The organism is Allobosea sp. 2KB_26, assembly GCF_052115715.1.
Classification (GTDB): domain Bacteria; phylum Pseudomonadota; class Alphaproteobacteria; order Rhizobiales; family Beijerinckiaceae; genus Allobosea.
This window is the reverse complement of record NZ_JBFRHE010000006.1, coordinates 57999-76889: the sequence shown is the minus strand read 5'-3', so window position 1 is coordinate 76889 and position 18891 is coordinate 57999. Positions and strand designations below refer to the sequence as shown.

The following is an 18891-nucleotide window of genomic DNA, read 5'->3' as shown; positions in this document are numbered from 1 at the left end:
TCACGCGAGAGCCTCGTCCAGTGCCCGTGCAAGCTCGGCCAGCCCGGCATCGACATCCCCGATGTGGACCCGCAGCGTGCGTCGACCGCGCTCCACCAGCACCTCGAGATCGCCGCGCGCCTGCGCTGCCTTCACCACGCCGAAGCTGTAGGTATGGCCTGGAACCTCGATATCGGCGGGATCATTGCAGGTGACCTGCAGGAACACGCCGGAATTGGGTCCACCCTTGTAGGCCTGGCCGGTCGAGTGCTGGAAACGCGGCCCGAAGCCAAGGCAGGTAGCGGCCTGGGTGCGATCGCGAATGCGCCCGCGCATCGCGGTCAAAACGTCGGAGGTGGCCTGATCGCGCCGGATATAAGCGAGCAACACGACATAGTCGTTTGCCCGGACCCGGCCGAACTGACTTTTGAGATAGCCGGGCAGCGTATTGTGCCGGCCAAGTTCGGCCGCGTCGCGCGGATCGGCATAGAGCGCCAGGCCGTTTTCGCGGAACACCGGCGTTTCCACCGGCAGGCTGCGCGAGGCCTCATAGGCCTCGGTCAAGGCGCGCGTCCGGGTCTTGCTCGCCTCCACATCCGGCTGGTCGAAGGGGTTGATGCCGATGATGGCGCCAGCGACGGCAGTGGCGATCTCCCAACGGAAGAACTCCTGGCCGATGTGCCAGATATCCTTGACGGCGAGGCGCGCGACCGGATGGCCCGCCTGTTCCAGAGCAGTGGCCAATTGGCGCTGTGCCGGGTCGGCATCCCCTTCGAGCTCCAGAAAGGCGAAGAACCTGTCACCGCCATAACGCCCGACAGCGCCGAGCGGTTCGTCGGCCACCGGGATCAGGCCACGACCCTGCTTGCCCGTACTCTCGGCCAGAAGCTGTTCCAGCCAGGCGCCGAGATCAGCGATACCGGGCGAAGCGATGATCGTCACCTTGTCGCGGCCGAACTGCTTGGCGGCGACCCCCATGGCGATGCCGAGCCGGACGCCCGGGTTTTCCAGCGGCGGCACATCGGGGCCGCAGGAGCGCTCCATCGGCAACACCGTCTCGAGCAGGCGCTTGACGTCGATACCGATAGCGGCCGCCGGCACCAGACCGAATTTCGACAAGACGGAATAGCGGCCGCCGATCGACGGCACGCCGTGGAAGACATGAGCGAAGTGTAGTTCCCTGGCCCGCCGCTCCAGGGCGGAGCCGGGATCGGTGACCGCGACGAATTGCTCGCCAACCGTGTCCTTGTCCCTGACGGTGCCGACCCGCGCGAGGAAATAGTTCATGAAAATTGTGGGCTCGAGCGTGCCGCCGGATTTCGAGGAGACGATGAACAGGGTCTTCGCGAGATCGACCGCCGCGTCAACGGCCTTGATCTGGGCGGGATCGGTGCTGTCGAGCATATGGAAGCGCGGCCAGCCGGGCCGCGGTGGGAAGGCCTCGGCCAGCACCTCCGGCCCGAGACTCGACCCGCCCATCCCGAGCAGGACGACATCGGTGAAGCCCCGCTGCTGCACGCTTGTGGCAAAGCTGCTCATCCGGCCGATATCGGCCAATTCCCGTTCGACGATCCCGAGCCAGCCGAGCCAGTCGCCCTCGTCCTGGCTGGTCCACAGCGCCTTGTCGCCGGCCCAGAGCCGGCGGATGCGGCCATCCCGGCGCCAGGTCTCCATTTCCGCATCGAAAGCAGCCGTCATATCGGGCGAGCCCGGCTCGATCGCCAAGCCAGTACGGCCCCCTTCGATCAAGGCCCGGCGGCGGCGCGCCACCGAACCAAGCAGCTTGTCGAAGGCGCCGGCGAACTGCTGCACACCATCGGTGACCAGCTCGGCGGTGACCGTGGCCATCGAGACGCCGAGGCCTTCCAGCATCGCCAGCGTCGCGCGGGCACCGGCGACATCCTGCTCGATCGCATCAGGCGTCACCTCGCCGTGGTCGCGGAACGCGCTCATGGTCGCGGGCGGCATCGTGTTGACCGTGTCGCGGCCGATCAGCGCCTCGACATAGAGCGTGTCCCGGTAAGCTGGGTTCTTGGTGCTGGTCGAAGCCCAGAGCAGCCGCTGCGGCTCGGCGCCGGCGGCCGCCAAGGCTTGCCAGCGCGGTCCGGAAAAGAGGTTCTTCCAGCGGACGTACGCAAGCTTGGCATTGGCGATCGCTGCCTTGCCGCGCAATGCGTCCGCTGCCTTGACGTCCGCGATCTTGTCCAGCCGCTTGTCGATGCCGATATCGATGCGGCTGATGAAGAAGCTCGCGACGCTGCCGATCTTGGCGACATCGCCGCCGATCCGCGCCAGATCCTCGAGCCCGGAAATATAGGCGTCCACCACCTGCTCGTAGACAGCGACCGAGAACAGCAAGGTGATGTTGATGTTCAAGCCCTGGCCGATCAGGCGGCGGATCGCCGGAAGCCCGGCCGGCGTCGCCGGCACCTTCACCATGAGGTTTGGCCGATCCACCGCGGCCCAGAGCCGCAGTGCCTCGGCGATCGTCGCCTCGGTGTCGTTGGCGAGATACGGGGAGCATTCCAGGCTGACATAGCCGTCGCTCCCCTGGGTCAGGACATGGACCGGGAGCAGAAGATCAGCGGCGGCCTTGATATCGGCGATCGCCAGATGTTCGTAGATCGCCGAAACCGGGTGGTCGCCCAAGGCCTGAAACTGCTGCAGGGCCCCGGCATAGTCGTCGCTCTCGCCGATGGCCATTTCGAAGATCGACGGGTTGGAAGTGACGCCCTTCACCCCGTCGCGCGCGATCAGGGTGTTCAACTCGCCCGTCTCGATCAGGCTGCGCTTGAGATAGTCGAGCCAGGGCGCCTGGCCGCAGGATTCGAGCTGCTTCAACGGGTTCATGCGGTCGTCTCCTTGGTGCGCGCCAACTGACGTTTGGCCGAGGCGACCACCGCGTCGGGCGTGAACCCGAATTTCGTCATGAGATCCTGGATCGGCGCCGACGAGCCAAAGGTGTGCATGCCGATCTTGGCGCCGGCGCTGCCGGTGTAGCGGTCCCAGCCGATCACCGAACCTTCTTCGACAGAGACGCGGGCTGTGACTGCCGGCGGCAGAACCTGATCGCGATAGGTCTGCCCCTGTTGTTCGAACAGTTCCCAGGAGGGCATGCTGACGACGCGCGCGGCGATGCCCTCGCGCGTCAACTGCTCATGGGCGGCCAAGCAGAGCGACACCTCGCTGCCGGTGCCGATCAAGATCACCTCCGGCCTGGACTCGGCAGAATCGGCGAGGACATAGGCACCTTTCGCGACACCGGCTGCAGGCGCATAGCGCGCGCGGTCGATGGTCGGGAGCGCCTGTCGGCTCAACACCAGGCAGACGGGCTGATGTTTCAAGCCGATGATGACGCGCCAAGCCTCGGCCACTTCATTGGCATCGGCCGGTCTGAGCGTGATGAGGCCAGGAACGCTGCGCAGCGACAGAAGCTGCTCGACTGGCTGATGGGTTGGGCCGTCCTGGCCAAGGCCGATGGAATCATGGGTGAAGATGAAGATGACCGGCAGGCTCATCAGGGCGCTCAACCGGATCGGCGGCTTCATGTAGTCGGAAAAGATCAGAAAACTCGAGCCGTAGGCCCGGATCCCGCACAAGACGAGCCCGTTCAGGATCGCGCCCATGGCATGTTCGCGAATGCCGAAATGCATGTTGCGCCCGCCCGGGCTGCCGGCTTCCAGGTCCCCTGCCCCATCGAAGGTCAGGCGCGTCTTGGTCGATGGAGCCAGATCAGCCGCGCCTCCGATCAGCCAGGGGAAGCGCGGCGCGATGGCATTCAAGACCTTGGCCGATGACTCACGGCTCGCCAGCCCCTTGGGGTCGGTGGGGAAGGTTGGCAAGTCAGTGGCCCACCCATCGGGAAGCCCGCGCCTCCCCATGCTGTCCAATTGGCCCGCGAGATCGGGATGGGCGGCGCGATAAGCGATCCTGTCTGTCTGCCAACGCATCCGCAGCTGGCGCCCGCGCTGGCCCATGCATTGGCGAAAATGTTCGCGCACGCCTTCAGGCACGAGAAACTTGGCATCTTCAGGCCAGCCGTAGCTGCGCTTGGCCAGGCGGATCTCGTCCTCGCCGAGCGGCTCGCCATGGGCGGCGCTCGTGTCCTGCTTATGCGGCGCGCCATAGCCGATATGGCTCTCGACGATGATCAGGCTGGGGACATCCGCGGTGCGCTGGAAGGTCTCGATCGCGCGAGCGATGCGATCTATGTCATTGGCATCGCTCACGCGCGTGACGTCCCAGCCATAGCTGAGGAAGCGCGCCGCGACATCGTCGCGGAAGGCGAGAGCCGTGTTGCCTTCGATCGTGATGTGGTTGCTGTCGTAGATCCAGCAGAGATTGCCGAGCTTGAGATGTCCGGCCAGCGAAGCGGCCTCGCTCGCCACCCCCTCCATCATGTCGCCGTCGCCGCACAGGGTATAGACGGCGTAATCGAACAGGGTGGCCGCCGGCCGATTGAAGCGCTCGGCCAGCCAGCGCCCGGCGACCGCCATGCCGACGCTGTTGGCACAGCCCTGGCCCAGCGGGCCAGTGGTGGTCTCGACCCCCGTGGTCACGCCATATTCGGGATGGCCCGGGCATTTGCTGTCAATCTCGCGAAAGCGTTTGATGTCGTCGAGCGTGACCGCGGGCTTCGGCAGCCGGTCACCCTCTGGGTCGACCGCCATGACGCCCGTCAGATGCAGGATGGAATAGAGCAGCATCGAGGCGTGGCCGTTGGAGAGCACGAAACGATCGCGGTTAGGCCAGGTCGGATCCTCCGGATCGAACCGCAGGAAACGCTGCCAAAGCGTGTAGACCACGGGCGCAAGAGCCATCGGCGTGCCGGGATGGCCGGAATCGGCCTGCTGAACGGCATCCATGGACAGGGTGCGGATCGTATTGATGCAGAGTTCGTCGAGCGATCCGAGCGCGTTATCCCGTCCGCCATGATCCCGATCCATACGTCCTCCATCGACCAGAGTGCGTCAGGCGGCGCTCATGCGGGATGGGCCAGCATGAGAACGTGGTGTCAGGCTGGAAGGACAACGTCTCACCGGCGCGAAAGGCGATGTGCCACGCCATATGAGTAGCTCCGGCGTTGAAACGCCCTCGCTGTCGATTGGTTCCACGATTGGTTCCCTCGCCGAATTCACGAGGGGGCGACCGGCGACCCGCCGGGCGCCCGCATAAATTCGGAGAGGAACGAACTTCTTAGCCTTTTCCGGCGTTGAGCATGACGCGCAGCCAGACGAGGCCGCCTGCGAGACCGTTTGGGCACGCCGGGAACGCCAGGTCGGGCCGGCATTGGAACGAGGACCTCGCATGACATTCAAGGTTCAGGTCGGCCCGCAGCAGATCGCCATCCACCAGGGCCAGACGGTGCTGTTGACGGAACCTGATGGACAGATCAGTTGGCCAAGCAATCACGGCCTGTTTTTCCGCGACACACGGTTGATCAGTGCCTGGGCGATCTATGCCAATGGCGAGCCCTGGGACCTGTTGAACGGTGGCGCGGTAGCGCATCACGCGGCGCGCATCTTCCTGACCAACCGCGCCTTCCTGACCGAGGATGGGCCGATCGCGCCGCGCACTCTTGGCCTGACAATCGGCCGCCATATCGAGGGCGGGCTGCATGAGGACCTGGACCTCACCAACAACGGCCAGATCCCCGTGCGCTTCAACCTCGAACTGGCGATCCGCGCCGATTTCGCCGATATTTTCGAGGTCAAGGGCGACCACATCGTACGTCGCGGACGCATCATCACGACCTGGTCGGACAAGCGCCAGGTGCTGCGGATCACCTATCGCAACAAGGATTTCGGCCGCGCGGTGATCATCCACACCGCCGATGGCGGCGGCGAGCCGACGGTGACCGCCAATGGGCGTCTGAGCTTCGACATCGCCTTGAAACCGGGCGAGGCCTGGCATCGCTGCCTCATCTACGACCTGGAGGACGGCGGGAAGCGCAAACTGGCGCCGCGTGCCTGCGCCCATACCAGCCCGACATCGGACCATGCCTGCAAGATGACCGAATGGCAGCGCACAGTTTTGAAGATCGAAACCAGCAATGAGGAATTCTACCGCTGCTACAGCCAGGGTGTGCAGGACATGGCGGCGTTGCGATTGCCGCTGGAGGGCACGGACCATATGGTCTTCGTGCCCGCCGCAGGATTGCCCTGGTTCGTGGCGCTGTTCGGCCGCGACACGCTGATCGTCTCGCTGCAGACGATGATCGTCTACCCTGAATTCGCCAAGGGGGCGTTGGAGGTGCTGGGCGAGTACCAGGCGACCGCGCGCGACGACTATCGCGACGCCGAGCCGGGCAAGATCCTGCACGAGCTGCGCTATGGCGAGCTGGCGCATTTCAAGCTGATCCCGCACACGCCCTATTACGGCACGGCGGACGCCACGCCGCTCTATCTCGTGGCACTGCACGCGGCCTGGCGGGCGACCGGAGAGCGCTCCCTGATCGAGCGGCATTTGCCGAACGCCGAAGCCGCCCTCGCCTGGATCGATGACTCTGGCGATCGCGACGGCGACGGGTTCCAAGAATATCAGACGCGCTCGACCGCGGGTTACGAGAACATGGGTTGGAAGGACTCCGGCGACGCGGTGATGTATCCCGACGGCACGCTGGTGCGCGGCCCCAAGGCGCTGTGCGAGCTACAGGGCTATGTCTATGACGCGTGGCTGCGCATGGCCGAGATTTATGACGAACTTGGCAACACCAGGAAGGCCAAACGTCTGCGCAAGAAGGCAGCCGTCCTGTTCAAGGCGTTCAACGAGGTCTTCTGGGACGAGGCGAGCGGTTTCTATGCCTATGCCCTGGATGGCGAGAAGAAAAAGGTCCTGTCGGTCGCCTCCAATGTCGGACAATGCCTGTGGTCCGGCATCATCGCCCCTGAGCGCGCCGGAGCCGTGGTCAAACGGCTGATGAGCCCGGACATGTGGAGCGGCTGGGGCATCCGCACCCTGTCGGCGAGCCATCCCGCTTTCAACCCCTATAACTACCAGACTGGCGCGGTCTGGCCTCATGACAACTCGCTGATCGCGCTCGGCATGCGGCGTTACGGCTTCGCCGCCGAGGCCGCGGCGATCGCTCGCGACATCAGCGGCGCGGCCAGCCATTTCCTTCTGAACCAATTGCCCGAGCTCTATGGCGGCCTGCAGCGCGACCCGACCAGTTTCCCGGTGCAATATCTTGGCGCCAATGTGCCGCAGGCCTGGGCGGCAGGCACCCCCTTCGTGCTGCTGCAAGCGATCCTCGGGCTGCAGCAGGATGCCCCGCGCGGCAAGCTCTATGTCGATCCTGCCTTGCCCGACTGGATGCCCGATGTGACGTTGATCGATCTTCGGCTCGGCCGCCGACGCTTCGATATCCGCTTCTGGCGCGACGGAAAGGACACCAAGTTCGACGTGCTCAAGGGCCATCGCGAAGCGGTGGAGTGGCAGAGCATCCTCATCACCGAGGCCAGGGCCACCGAAGCCGGCCCGGCGGTGACCGAGCGAGGCGAGTTGCGCCTGGCGAGTGGCGAATAGCGAATGGGAAACGCTGCCCGGCCAAAAGCGCCGCGCCGACCTTAGCCCGCGTATGCACGGAAGAGTGTCCGGCGCGGAAGCCGTCGGCCGAGCGTTGGCGGAGAGCCCGTCGCGCTGTCTCGGCAGGCAAATCTCGTTGGGGCGCCTGCACGCATTGCGGCGGCTGCGGCTGCGCAGTGAAGGATCGGTTGCGCGTTGGAGATCGAGCCGGGGGCGTCCGCGAACGCGACGTGAAAGACGACAGCGACGGCAACGGCATCGGCTCAAGCGCCCAACATGACGGCGGGCCAGCAATGTGCTCGACGCTCACAATCGCGTGCGAGCCGCGGAAATGCCGGAACGTACGAGTATTGTCGAAGTTCCCGCATCTCCAGCCCGTGGTCGACTGAGACCATCGCGTCAGGATGTAGTGCCATGCGCGAGACCGAGCGTCCGCCGACGCCAAAGGGCCGCAGGAGGATCGCGCTGTGCGTTCTGGTCGTCCTTGTCCTCGGCGGGGCGTATCTCGAGCGCGGCCATCTGGCAGACAGGCTGACCGGGCTCCTCGGCTCCGCGGACAAGGCAACGGCGCAACGGCCGGCACAGGATGAAGGCGTCCCGGTCACGCTCGCCGCGGCCCGGAAGGGCGATTTCGAGATGTATCTCGATGCGCTTGGCACGGTGCAGGCGCTCAACACCGTCATCGTTCGTGCGCAGGTCGCCGGCAGGATCATCAAGATTGGCTTCACCCAAGGCAATATGGTGGATGCAGGCGATCTGTTGGCCCAGATCGACCCGCGCCCCTACCAGGCAGCACTCGACCAGGCCAAGGGCGCACTCGCGCGAGACCGGGCCTTGCTGCAGGGCGCCGAGGTCGATCTGACCCGCTACAAGGGATTGGCCGCGCAGAAGGCGATACCGCAGCAGACGCTGGACACGCAGGTGGCACTCGTCGCCCAGGACAAGGGGACGGTGGAGAGCGACCAGGCCGCCGTCGAGGCCGCGAATGTGAATCTCCAATTCTGCCGCATCGTTTCGCCGTTGCGAGGGCGAGCGGGCTTCCGCCTCGTCGATGAAGGCAATGTCGTCCAACCGAGCGATGCCACCGGCATCGTCGCGATCGAGCAGGTCCAGCCGATCAGCGTGGTTTTCCCGGCGCCGCAGGATGATATCCCGGTCATTCTCACGGCGCTCGGTACCGGGGCCGCTCCGGTCCTGGCAATGGCGGAGGACGGCCATACCATCTTGTCGCGGGGCACGCTCTCCTACACCGACAACCAGGTCAACGTGCCCACGGGAACGATCAGCCTCAAGGCGACATTTGCGAATGAGGACAACGCGTTGTGGCCGGGCCAGTCCGTCACCGTCAGGCTGCGCCTCAGCACATTGAAGGACGTTGTGCTGGTCTCCGAGAACGCGGTGCAGCATGGTCCTGATGGGCTGTTCGCTTATGTCGTCGACGCCGACGGTAAAGCGCAGATGCGGCCAATCAAGGTCGCTCAGACCGGCAATGGCGATGCGGTGGTCAGCGAAGGGATTCAGCCCGGCGAACGAACGGTGACCGACGGCGCCTATCGCGTTCAGCCGGGCGTTCTGCTCAGGGCCGTCGGCGATGGTCGCAGGCCGGATCAAGCGCCCCCGGTTGGAGCGGGTCGCACACAAATCTCGTCGGTCACGCCCTCTCCCGATGCGGGGCCGAACACCCGGGCGCAGAAGTGAGGGTTCGGCATGGCTGCGACAGGCGGGCTATCCTCTCCCTTCATCAAACATCCGGTTGCGACCTCGCTTCTGATGGCCGGCATTCTGCTGGTCGGCATTGCCGCCTACCCGCTGCTACCCGTGGCCCCGCTGCCGCAGGTGGATTTCCCGACCATCCAGATATCCGCGCAACTACCTGGCGCCAGCCCCCAGATCATGGCCTCGTCGGTTGCCCAGCCGCTGGAAAGCGCGTTCGCGCAGATTGCAGACGTAGCCGAGATGACGTCCGTGAACTCGCTCGGCTCGACCCAGATCACGCTCCAGTTCAACCTGAACCGCAACATCGACGGTGCGGCAAACGACGTACAAGGAGCCATCAATTCCGCGTCTGGACAATTGCCTGCAAATTTGCCGAGCCCGCCGACCTATCGGAAGGTCAACCCTGCCGATTCCCCTATTCTGCTGCTCTCGGCGACGTCAGATACATTGCCGCTGACGACCGTCGACAATGAAGTCGAAACAAAACTCGGCCAGCAGATCAGCCAGGTCCCCGGCGTCGCGCAGGTTCTTTACGGGGGGCAGCAGAAGCCTGCGATCCGCGTGCAGCTGGATCCGGGCAAACTGGTCGTCAAAAGGCTGACGCTCGAGGATGTGCGCACCCAGCTCAACGGCGTGACCAGCAACAACCCCACCGGCAACATCGACGGCCCCACTCGCAGCTATACGATCTATACCGACGACCAGCTGACCGAAGCGTCGAAGTGGAACGATGTCATCGTCACCTATCAGAACGGCTCGCCACTCTATGTCAGGGATATCGGCCAGGCCGTCAGCGCAGCCCAGGACAACAAGCAAGCCGCCTGGGCCAATGGCAAGCGCGGCATATTCCTGATCATATTCAAGCAGCCTGGCGCCAACGTGATCGACACGGTCGACAGGATCAATGCCGAACTGCCGCGCCTGACGACCAGCATGTTGCCCGGCATCAAGATCGGCGTTCTGAGCGACCGGACGCAAACCATTCGCGCCGCGGTTTACGACGTGCGCAACACGCTCTTGCTCACCATCGTTCTCGTGATCGCCGTGATCTTCGTGTTCTTGCGCAGTTTCAGGGCCACTGCCATTCCAAGCCTGACAGTGCCGCTCGCCTTGTTCGGCGCCTGCGCGATGATGTGGATCGCCGGCTTCACGCTCGACAACCTGTCGCTCATGGCCCTGACCATCGCCGTGGGCTTCGTGGTCGACGATGCAATCGTCGTGCTCGAGAACATTCAGCGCCATATCGATGAGGGAGAAGACGCCCTTTCCGCCGCCATCGCCGGCTCCGGCGAAATCGGTTTCACTATTCTGTCGATCAGCCTGTCACTGATCGCCGTCCTGCTGCCCCTGCTCTTGATGGGGGGGATCATCGGGCGCTTGTTTCGCGAATTCTCGCTGACGCTTGCGATGACGATCCTGATCTCGGCCTTCGTCTCGCTGACGCTTATCCCCATGCTGGCCGCTCGTTTCCTGCGCAGCGAGAAAGCCCTTCAGCGGGGCCGGCTCTACGCCTGGAGCGAACGCGGTTTCGATGCTCTGGCCCATGGATATGAACGCGCGCTCGATACCGCGCTGCGGTTCCGTCTGGTTACGCTGCTCGTCTTCAGCACCTCCCTCGTGCTGTCCGTGCTGCTGTTCATCTGGATTCCCAAGGGCTTCTTTCCGCAGCAGGACACGGGACTGATCACTGGCCAGTCGGAAGCCGCGCAGGACATTTCCTTTGCCAAGATGCTCGGCCGCCAGCGAGCTCTCGGTGAAATCGTCCAGGCCGATCCGGATGTCGCGAGCGTCGCCATGGCCGTCGGGGGCGTTGGCAACGCACTGAACAGCGGACGCGTCTTCATCACGCTCAAGCCGCGCGATGAGCGCCAGGCAAGCGCGGGGCAAATCATACGCCGGCTCCAGCCCAAGCTGGAGACCGTGGAGGGCGCGCATCTGTTCCTCCAGGCGGCGCAGGATGTGCGGGTCGGCGGTCGGGTGTCGCGCACCCAGTTCCAGATGAGCCTGACCAGCCCCGACGTCGCCGCACTGAGCATTTGGTCTCCCAAGGTGCTGGCCAAACTCCAGTCGCTTCCGGGCCTCGCCGGCGTCGCCTCGGACCAGCAGACCTCCGGCACGACGCTCACCCTGACGATCAACCGGGCCCAGGCGCAACGCTATGGCATCCAGCCGGCCGCCATCGACAACACCCTCGATGATGCCTTCGGTCAGCGCCAGATCGCACAATACTTCACCCAACTCTCGACCAACGACGTCATCATGGAGGTTCTGCCGTCGCTCCAGGGCGATGTCGGCACGCTGGACAAGCTCTATGTGAAGTCTTCGACGGGCGCCGACGTGCCTCTGTCGGTGCTGGCGCGTTGGAGCACCGTACCGGTTCAGCCGCTGCAGATCAGCCATCAGAGCCAATTTCCCTCGGTCACCATCAGCTTCAATCTGGCGCCGGGCACCTCGATTGGCGACGCCACCAACAGCATCACGCAAGCCTTGCATGCGATGGACCTGCCGCCGACGATCAATTTCGGCTTCGAAGGGACAGCCCAGGCTTTCCAGCAGTCGCTGTCGACAGTGCCGCTCCTGCTCGTCGGCGCCCTGGTCATCGTCTATCTCATTCTCGGGATTCTCTACGAAAGCTATGTCCACCCTCTGACGATCCTCTCGACCTTGCCGTCGGCCGGGATCGGTGCTCTCGCCACCCTCATGCTCCTGGGCTACGATTTCAGCCTGATCGCGCTGATTGCCGTCATCCTGCTGATTGGCATCGTCAAGAAGAACGGCATCATGATGGTCGACTTCGCGATCGAGGGCGAGCGCCGGGACGGCCTCTCCAGCGAGGATGCCATACGCCGAGCTGCGCTCGTGCGGTTCCGTCCGATCATGATGACGACCATGGCCACCATGCTTGGTGCCGTGCCCCTCATGCTCGGCCACGGAACAGGGTCGGAGCTGCGCCAGCCGCTCGGATTTGCCATGTTTGGAGGGCTCGCCGTGAGCCAGGTGCTGACCCTGTTCACCACTCCCGTGGTCTATCTCTATCTCGACCGCCTGTCGCACCGGATGACGAAAGGTCGCCAGCCTTCGCCCCGCTTGGCTGGCGCCGTTCCCGCCCCTGTGCCATCCCCCAGGCTTGCTCAGGGCGATGACGGCGGCCATGCCGGTTAGGGCTCGCCGGCTACGCGCGGAACTGGCCGCGCGTAGCCGCAGGGTCGCAGAGCTAATCGGGCTTGAGGTTGGCCGATAGTGCTGAGCGCTCGTCGCAGCCGCTTGTGTTGGCAAAGGCCCTGCCCGGCATCCTGGCGTGGGCGACGCCAGGCCTAGGCTCTCCGGTCAGGGACCCCAATCGATGCGACTGGTCGCTCGCCCATTTCGCTCGTTATAGGCGGCAGCCGAACGAATGGATGACTCGACGCTTTGCCTGTCGCTTCCACGCGGGCAGCCAATGCTGTCATGGCGGATGGATCGTTCGTCGAGCCAGGATCGCAGCTCGTTTTCCAAAGTCTCGAGCCCCTTCGACGCCGCGAAAGGCTGCGAAACATAGAAGCGACGGTCCATGTCCGATGAGGCATAGCAGTAGCGCCAGTCTGAGGCCCATGCCGCGCACGGCGTGGCGACTGAGGCCAGCATCAGGATCGTGAGTGCTTTCATGGGCCTCGTCCAGGAGGAGATGGTGAGCATGGCCCGGCGGGCGCGCGAACCGGGAGGGCGAGCAGCGCGCAGGCCAGACCAATGGCTGCGACCCACCAGCCCTGCCAGGCGCCATGGCCCACGAGGCCGATCGCGGATGCGCTGGCAAACAGCCCGAGCCCTGAGAGACGATTCAGCTTGGTTGCCCTTTCCAGCAGGGCACAGAGCAGCACCAGCATCCAGGCGATCAGCGCGGCACCGGGAAGCCCGAGTTCGACCCATCCCTGCAGCAGGGCATCATGCGGATGCCCGACATCAAGCATCTCCCTGCGATCGGAGACGATCTCGCCAGCGACCGCATCCTGCCCTGCTCGGGCCGACGCGCCAAAGCCGATACCGGTCGCAAGGCGTGCCCGGGCGACATCGCCGAAACTTTGCCAGATGGCGATGCGTTCGCGTGAATGGGCTTCTTCCGTGGCCTTCACGAGCGGCTCCGGCAGGAGTGCGCCCGCGATCGTCCCGACGAATGGTTGGATACAGAGAAGACCTATCAACACTCCGATGCCGAGGCGCGGCGCATGACGGGGCAGCAGCCAGGTGAGCCCGGAGGCCGCCAGCCCGGCGGCGAGCCCGAGCTTTGCCGCGCCGCTATAGGAGACGGTGACGGCACCAGCGATGATCGCCACCATGGCGATGCGGGTCGCCAACGCACGCTGCCATGGCCAAATCAAGAGAGGCCAGAGGAGAAGCAGGGCCGTGATGGTCGGGCGGTTCTCTACGTAGAGGTCGAGGCGGCCCCCATAGGCGGTGCGGAAGGGAAACCCGAGCTTCACCTCGACGATGATCAGAAGGCCGGACAGGCATAGCCCGACCGACAGTGCCGGGACGAACCAGTCGGGCGGCTTCCTGATCTGCCAGCATGCGGCGAGTATCATGCTCGCGAGCACGGGCACCAGCAGTTCGCCGAAGGCCCGTAGAGAATTGCCAGGCTCCGCACTCCATGCCGTGGAGACCGCCGCCCAGCCCAGCGCAATCATCCCGACCCTGCCGAGGGGAGAAAGCCAGAGGGCCGATGCCTTGCGGGTCAGTGTCGGCCCCAGCCCGTGTCCAACGAGCGATGCCGTCAGGAGCAGGGCGGCAAGCCCAAGCACGAGCGGAGACGAGCGATTGGCGAAGACCATGATGACCGGCAGGGCTGCAAGAAGTCCGTGGCCTGTTCCTTCCAGAGCGTCCAAAGCTGGTGTCGGGGTCGCGATAGCCACTATCTGTTCCTGATTGCCGCGGGGATGGTGGGCATTTCCCGTGCCAGCAGAACGGAGGCGTCCAATCGGCTGGACCGCTCGGCCGCAGCCTATGGGGAGGCCGGTTTTCCGCCTGCGAGAGGCCAAAGGGTGTTGAGGGCGCGTCGCCTGCGCGCCCTGGCCAGGACCTGCCGCCTGCTGCACGAGCCTTTCCCACCCCGTGAGTGGCGGCGAATGCTTCGTTCCGTGTCGAGAGCATCAAATTTTGATGCTTAGCCGGCATCATTCACGCAATGCGCAAGCCGAGGGGCGAAGGGGGACAGTCCGCGTTTGCGGCAGGGGCTGTCGCCAGGCAGCTGGAATTGCCCGCGAGCCCGCCGTCCGGCGGAGGCACGATCGTCCGGCCAGTCGAATCCACCCGTCGAAGAAGGTGCTGGCGAAGGGTCTGTCGAAGCGCCTAGTGCAACCACCCCGTCGCAACGCCGGCCAGAAGCAGGATGCCCATACAGGCGCGATAGACAACAAACGGCCAGCTCGACATGCGTTCCAGAAAGCGCATGAGACCCCAGATCGCAGCAAAGGAAGCCAGCGAGCCGGCGAAGAGCCCCACCGCCAGCAGCGAGACCGCATGGGCGTCGATGCCGGCCCTCGCCAGTTCCGCCGCTTCCTTCAGACCCGCCAGCGCTATCGCCGGCAGGCCGATGAGGAAGGACAGTCGCGCAGCCTCAGCTCGCTTGAAACCCAGGCCGAGCGCAGCTGTCAGGGTCGACCCTGAGCGGGACACCCCGGGAATGAGCGCGCCGGCCTGAGCCACACCGATCAGAATGAAATCTCGAAGCGTAGCTTGCCCCGCTGTCCGCTTGTGGCGCGCAAACCATTCGGTCGCGGCCAGGAGCAGCGCCATTGTAATGGAGCTCGCGCCGATGACCCAAAGCGAGCGCAAGGGTGAATTGCAGGCATTGAGCAACGGCGCTAGCAGCACGCCGGCCAGCACGATCGGGACCGTCGCCAGAATAATTCCAACCGCCAGCCTGAACTCAGGTCCGCCAGTCTCGCGGCGCGTCAAGCCACGCCATGAACCTGTCGCGATCTCGCGGACGTCCCGCCGAAAATACGTCACCACAGCGGTGAGGGCCGCCAACTGCATCAAGGCCGAGAATGCCGATCCTGGGTCCGGCCATCCCAGCACGGCGGGAACGACGCGCATATGGGCCGTCGAGGAGATCGGCAGCAGCTCGCTGACCCCTTGAACGAGTCCGAGAACGATCATCTGTCCGAAATCCAGCGCAGCGAATCCGGTATCGATACCGGCGGAACATGCATCGGCCATCTGGAACGCCCTTCGCCGAGTTCCGGCACTCGGCCAGCTCTCTCCTCTTACATGTCTGTCTTGACGCTGTCGAAGCATGCCACCTGCGGGAGGCTACTCAGGTTTGGCCACTCTGGCTCCACGAAGGTGCGCTTGCACGCCGCCATTGCGCTTCCATCTGTTCTCACGGGAGAATCGGATTACAATTCGGCAGATGGTCCATCGCAGGGAGATTATACATGCGCGTAGCAATCGTTCTGGCCGGCCTTATTCTGAGCGCGACGACCGCGATGGCGGATACTTGCAAGGCTTCCGCCGCCGACAAGAAGCTTGCCGGTGCTGCACTGACGAGCTTCATGAAAAAATGCGAAAGCGACGCTGCTAAAGCGTGCGACGTGACTGTCGCCGAACGAAAACTGTCGGGCGCCGCGAAGTCAAGTTTCACTAAGAAGTGCGTCAGTGACGCTGTCGGAGCGTGACGCATCAGTTGCGCGGTGACCAAGGGGCTTGAGCATCGCGGCCTCGATTGGATGAAGCGCGCCGCAGACGAAGCGATGACAACGGCTGGCAACCTCCAGTCGTTGTGCGTTCCACCCCGACCTGTGTATCGAACGCGCGCAGGACATGGCCACGACCTCTTGATCAGGCACGGCGATGGGCCATGCGCATGCGCGCGACGAGACGGTGGCGACCAGGCTCCCGCCGCGTAGAACCTGACGCGAGCGCGCCTACGAAGGCATCGCCTTGAGAGCTAGCGCCTTCCCGCTTTGGGGGCTCAGAGATGCCCGGCGCGCCGTGATGGAGTAGCGGGCGTGATTGACGGCAAGGGCCATCGTGGCATCCTCGCCTGAACGCCCCCCGGACGCGACGGCTTCATCGACCAGTTGATGAAGGGAATGGTCCAGGGCCTCAAGCCCTTCGGCATCGGCCTTGCGGGCTTGGTCCGCAATCTGAATGAACTGCCCGATCCGCTTCTGCTCCTGGCGCATCCGCGACATCTTCACACGCCCCAGGACGATCGTTGTCAGCGAACCCAGGACGCTGAGGAGAGCCGCGGCAAGATAGAAATAGCCTTGGAACTCGTCGAAGAAGCTCTGTTCACCGTTGCTGAGATAGTTGGCGACGCCGGGATGGATGGGCAGGATTGGATTCTTGTTATCCGGATCGGGGGCCTCGATCTGGCTCGCCAAGGGCGTGAGCGCCATCAGCTTGGTCTTTGAGACGAAGAGGGTCCGGCCTATCGCCCCTGCGACGAGATTGAGCATCGTGTCGGGCGCGACAAGTCGGTAGGTCACTGCGAGTGTCGTCACGGTGTCGTCGGGGGTCGCGGGGTGCGATCTGAACGCGCCTTCCGGAACATCGTAGGATTCGAAGGCCGGAAAGCGTCGATTGAAGGCATCGGCGTCAGAGAATGCCAGGATCGTCGGAGTGCCTGCGGTCCCCTTGGCCATGGCGAGGACTGCGCCGACGACCTCCCCCGGCCCGACCGGCCCGACGGCAAGGATGGCCGCGATATGCCGTTGGTGAACCGCGGCAATCATGTCGTCAGGCGGGAGAAACACCCGCTTCACGTCGCCAGGCGCGACATTGTAATAGCCTAGGATGACATCGAGTAGCGCGGCGTTGACGTCCTGCAGACGGCCCTGCGGGATTGCGATCGTCTTGCCGGAAAGCTTACCGATACTGTCGATGGGCGATTTCGGCGGCAGAACGAAAGCGACGACGTCGCGACGAAGGATCGCAATCGTCTGTCCGTTGGTCGGTGGCGACACGTCGCTGCGGATCACCGCGAGATCCGCCTCGTCAGATTCGATCGCCTTCGAGCTCGCAGCCAGATCCTTGACCGGCAGTGGCTGAAGTCTGATCCGGGGATGATCCCTGGTCGTCTCCGTGATGAGGGCGCCAACGAGACGCTGCGCGTCAGTGCCAAGCGCTCCCGTCGTCACCCGCACGGTCGCGTGGGGTGACCAGAAATGGATCGTCGCGGCAATAGCGGCAACGACGAGAAAACCCGCTGTCCATGCTGCAAATCGCACAACCCTGTTCCTCAATCATCCGCCGATCTGGCCGATACCGGCCAGCGACGAGGCCGCTGCGGGAATCGTGCAGGCTGTCCGACGGCCAGACACGACGGGAAGACAGAACTGCTCTCATTGACTGGGACGTCTGCACCCATCACGCCTGCGGGTGATGATGAGGCAGCCGCCCGCTGCCGTCCATCTCCGGACGGCGCATCAAGGTGATCCATTCCTCGCAGCGCAATGTGACCTGGCGCAGAAGCAGGCCGAGTGCCGTATACACTCTCACGCCCGACAACGCCGGCCTCGGTGAGAACGACGGTGACGCGCCCGAGGAGCTTGTCTCTAGCGGTCGGACGGCGTCGTCGCGCGGAGCATCACGTCGGGCTCGATGATGATCCGTTGCTGCGCATTGCGGCCGGCGATCCGATCCAGCAGCATCCGCATGGCCATTTCGCCGAGATCCTGCTTCGCAATCCGCAGCGTCGTCAGCGGCGGCGAGACGAGCGAAGCAGCGGGAATGTCGTCGCATCCGACGATGGCCACCTGATGGGGGACAGCCACTCCCGCTGCCTCCAGTTGCTTCATCAGGCCTAGCGCAATGAGATCGTTGTAACAGAGCACCACATCGATCTCTGCAGCCAAGGGCACGACCCTGGCGGCAACATCGATTCCGCCCTGGAGGTCGGGCGTACAGGGCATGTCGAGCGCCAGCGAAAGGCCATGACGAGACAGGACCGCCTCGAGACCGTCGCGCCGCCTCCTGCCGCCATGGGAGTTGGCCGGCCCCGCAGCAAAGGCAAAGCGGCGGCGCCCCTGCCCGATCAGCCGCGTGACGATCGCCTCTACGCCAATGCGATAATCCACCTCGATCGTGCCGACGGCACGTTTCGGCAGGCTGCGGTTGATCAGCACGACCGCGCGGTGCGGCTCGATAGCCCGCATCAGCCGCTCATCATCCAGGCGAGCGCTGCAGATGATGACGCCATCGACCCGCTTATCAAGCAAGGTGTCGAGCACTTCCGCCTCGCGCTCGGGGTCCTCGACCACATTGCACGACAGAAGCGTGTAGCCGGCGGGGCGAGCAGCAAGCTCCGCTCCACGGATGATCTCGGGAAAGAACGGGTTGACGATATCAGGCACGACGATGCCCACCGTATTCGAACGATCGTTCTTCAAACTCTTGGCAAAGGCGTTCGGCCGGTAGTTCAGAGCGTGTGCTGCTTCGATGACCCGCTGACGCGTCTCCTCGCCCGCTCCGTCGCGTCCATTGAGGACGCGCGAGACCGTCATTGGCGATACGCCAGCGGCAGCGGCGACATCGGTGATCGTCGCTGAGCGCGGAGTCGGCTTAATGATCATCTCGGCATCATTTACGATAACGTTATCTCTTTCCAGTGGCATTACTGCTCGTGCCAAAAATCCGATGTAGCGCACTAAAACGGCATGGATCAATCACGAAATGCAGCAATTAAACCCG

The 18891-nt window shown here is 64.3% G+C and carries 11 protein-coding genes; 4 read left to right on the top strand and 7 right to left on the bottom strand.

The window, feature by feature from the left end:
• Together AB4099_RS17785 and tkt are read right to left on the bottom strand one after the other, a co-directional pair.
• The gene (locus AB4099_RS17785; RefSeq protein WP_441479009.1) at positions 1 to 2829 is read right to left on the bottom strand and encodes a bifunctional transaldolase/phosoglucose isomerase; all 2829 of its coding nucleotides are present in this window, start codon (positions 2827 to 2829) and stop codon (positions 1 to 3) included.
• Positions 2826 to 4925 (bottom strand): transketolase, encoded by a 2100-nt coding sequence (gene tkt / locus AB4099_RS17780; RefSeq protein WP_441479008.1) that lies wholly within the window; start codon positions 4923 to 4925, stop codon positions 2826 to 2828. Before tkt ends, AB4099_RS17785 begins: the two co-directional genes overlap by 4 nt.
• A gap of 361 nt (positions 4926 to 5286) precedes the next feature.
• Between tkt and AB4099_RS17775 the strand changes: the two genes are divergently transcribed.
• From AB4099_RS17775 to AB4099_RS17765, 3 genes are all read left to right on the top strand, one after another.
• The gene (locus AB4099_RS17775) at positions 5287 to 7503 is read left to right on the top strand and encodes an amylo-alpha-1,6-glucosidase (protein WP_441479007.1); all 2217 of its coding nucleotides are present in this window, start codon (positions 5287 to 5289) and stop codon (positions 7501 to 7503) included.
• A 414-nt stretch (positions 7504 to 7917) separates the two neighbouring features.
• On the top strand, positions 7918 to 9201 hold the full coding sequence (locus AB4099_RS17770; RefSeq protein ID WP_441479006.1) for an efflux RND transporter periplasmic adaptor subunit: 1284 nt from the start codon (positions 7918 to 7920) through the stop codon (positions 9199 to 9201).
• A gap of 9 nt (positions 9202 to 9210) precedes the next feature.
• Positions 9211 to 12381 (top strand): efflux RND transporter permease subunit, encoded by a 3171-nt coding sequence (locus AB4099_RS17765; RefSeq protein ID WP_441479005.1) that lies wholly within the window; start codon positions 9211 to 9213, stop codon positions 12379 to 12381.
• A 479-nt stretch (positions 12382 to 12860) separates the two neighbouring features.
• Here the strand turns inward: AB4099_RS17765 and AB4099_RS17760 are convergent, their stop codons facing one another.
• Together AB4099_RS17760 and AB4099_RS17755 are read right to left on the bottom strand one after the other, a co-directional pair.
• Complete coding sequence (locus AB4099_RS17760; RefSeq protein ID WP_441479004.1) at positions 12861 to 14105, bottom strand: O-antigen ligase family protein; 1245 nt, start codon at positions 14103 to 14105, stop codon at positions 12861 to 12863.
• A gap of 436 nt (positions 14106 to 14541) precedes the next feature.
• Entirely contained in the window at positions 14542 to 15414 is an 873-nt protein-coding gene (locus AB4099_RS17755) for an undecaprenyl-diphosphate phosphatase (RefSeq protein ID WP_441479003.1), read from the bottom strand.
• A 218-nt stretch (positions 15415 to 15632) separates the two neighbouring features.
• On the opposite strand from AB4099_RS17755, the gene AB4099_RS17750 reads away from it, so the two are divergent.
• Positions 15633 to 15872 carry a hypothetical protein gene (locus AB4099_RS17750; protein ID WP_441479002.1) on the top strand — a complete coding sequence of 80 codons (240 nt, stop codon included), beginning with the start codon at positions 15633 to 15635 and terminating at the stop codon, positions 15870 to 15872.
• 249 nt (positions 15873 to 16121) lie between these two features.
• Here AB4099_RS17750 and AB4099_RS17745 read toward each other — a convergent pair whose 3' ends face one another.
• From AB4099_RS17745 to AB4099_RS17735, 3 genes are all read right to left on the bottom strand, one after another.
• A complete protein-coding gene (locus AB4099_RS17745; protein ID WP_441479001.1) occupies positions 16122 to 17429 on the bottom strand; it encodes a TAXI family TRAP transporter solute-binding subunit in 1308 nt (435 codons plus the stop codon).
• Positions 17430 to 17568: 139 nt separating this feature from the next.
• Complete coding sequence (locus tag AB4099_RS17740; RefSeq protein ID WP_441479000.1) at positions 17569 to 17700, bottom strand: hypothetical protein; 132 nt, start codon at positions 17698 to 17700, stop codon at positions 17569 to 17571.
• A gap of 56 nt (positions 17701 to 17756) precedes the next feature.
• Positions 17757 to 18866, bottom strand: a complete 1110-nt coding sequence (locus AB4099_RS17735; protein ID WP_441478999.1) for a LacI family DNA-binding transcriptional regulator — start codon at positions 18864 to 18866, stop codon at positions 17757 to 17759.
• Positions 18867 to 18891: the final 25 nt, after the last annotated feature.

Bases quoted from the DNA above. Each gene is read 5' to 3' on its own strand.
- AB4099_RS17785 (WP_441479009.1), bottom strand. From the start codon at position 2,829: ATGAACCCGTTGAAGCAGCTCGAATCCTGCGGCCAGGCGCCCTGGCTC.
- tkt (WP_441479008.1), bottom strand. From the start codon at position 4,925: ATGGATCGGGATCATGGCGGACGGGATAACGCGCTCGGATCGCTCGAC.
- AB4099_RS17775 (WP_441479007.1), top strand. From the start codon at position 5,287: ATGACATTCAAGGTTCAGGTCGGCCCGCAGCAGATCGCCATCCACCAG.
- AB4099_RS17770 (WP_441479006.1), top strand. From the start codon at position 7,918: ATGCGCGAGACCGAGCGTCCGCCGACGCCAAAGGGCCGCAGGAGGATC.
- AB4099_RS17765 (WP_441479005.1), top strand. From the start codon at position 9,211: ATGGCTGCGACAGGCGGGCTATCCTCTCCCTTCATCAAACATCCGGTT.
- AB4099_RS17755 (WP_441479003.1), bottom strand. From the start codon at position 15,414: ATGGCCGATGCATGTTCCGCCGGTATCGATACCGGATTCGCTGCGCTG.
- AB4099_RS17750 (WP_441479002.1), top strand. From the start codon at position 15,633: ATGCGCGTAGCAATCGTTCTGGCCGGCCTTATTCTGAGCGCGACGACC.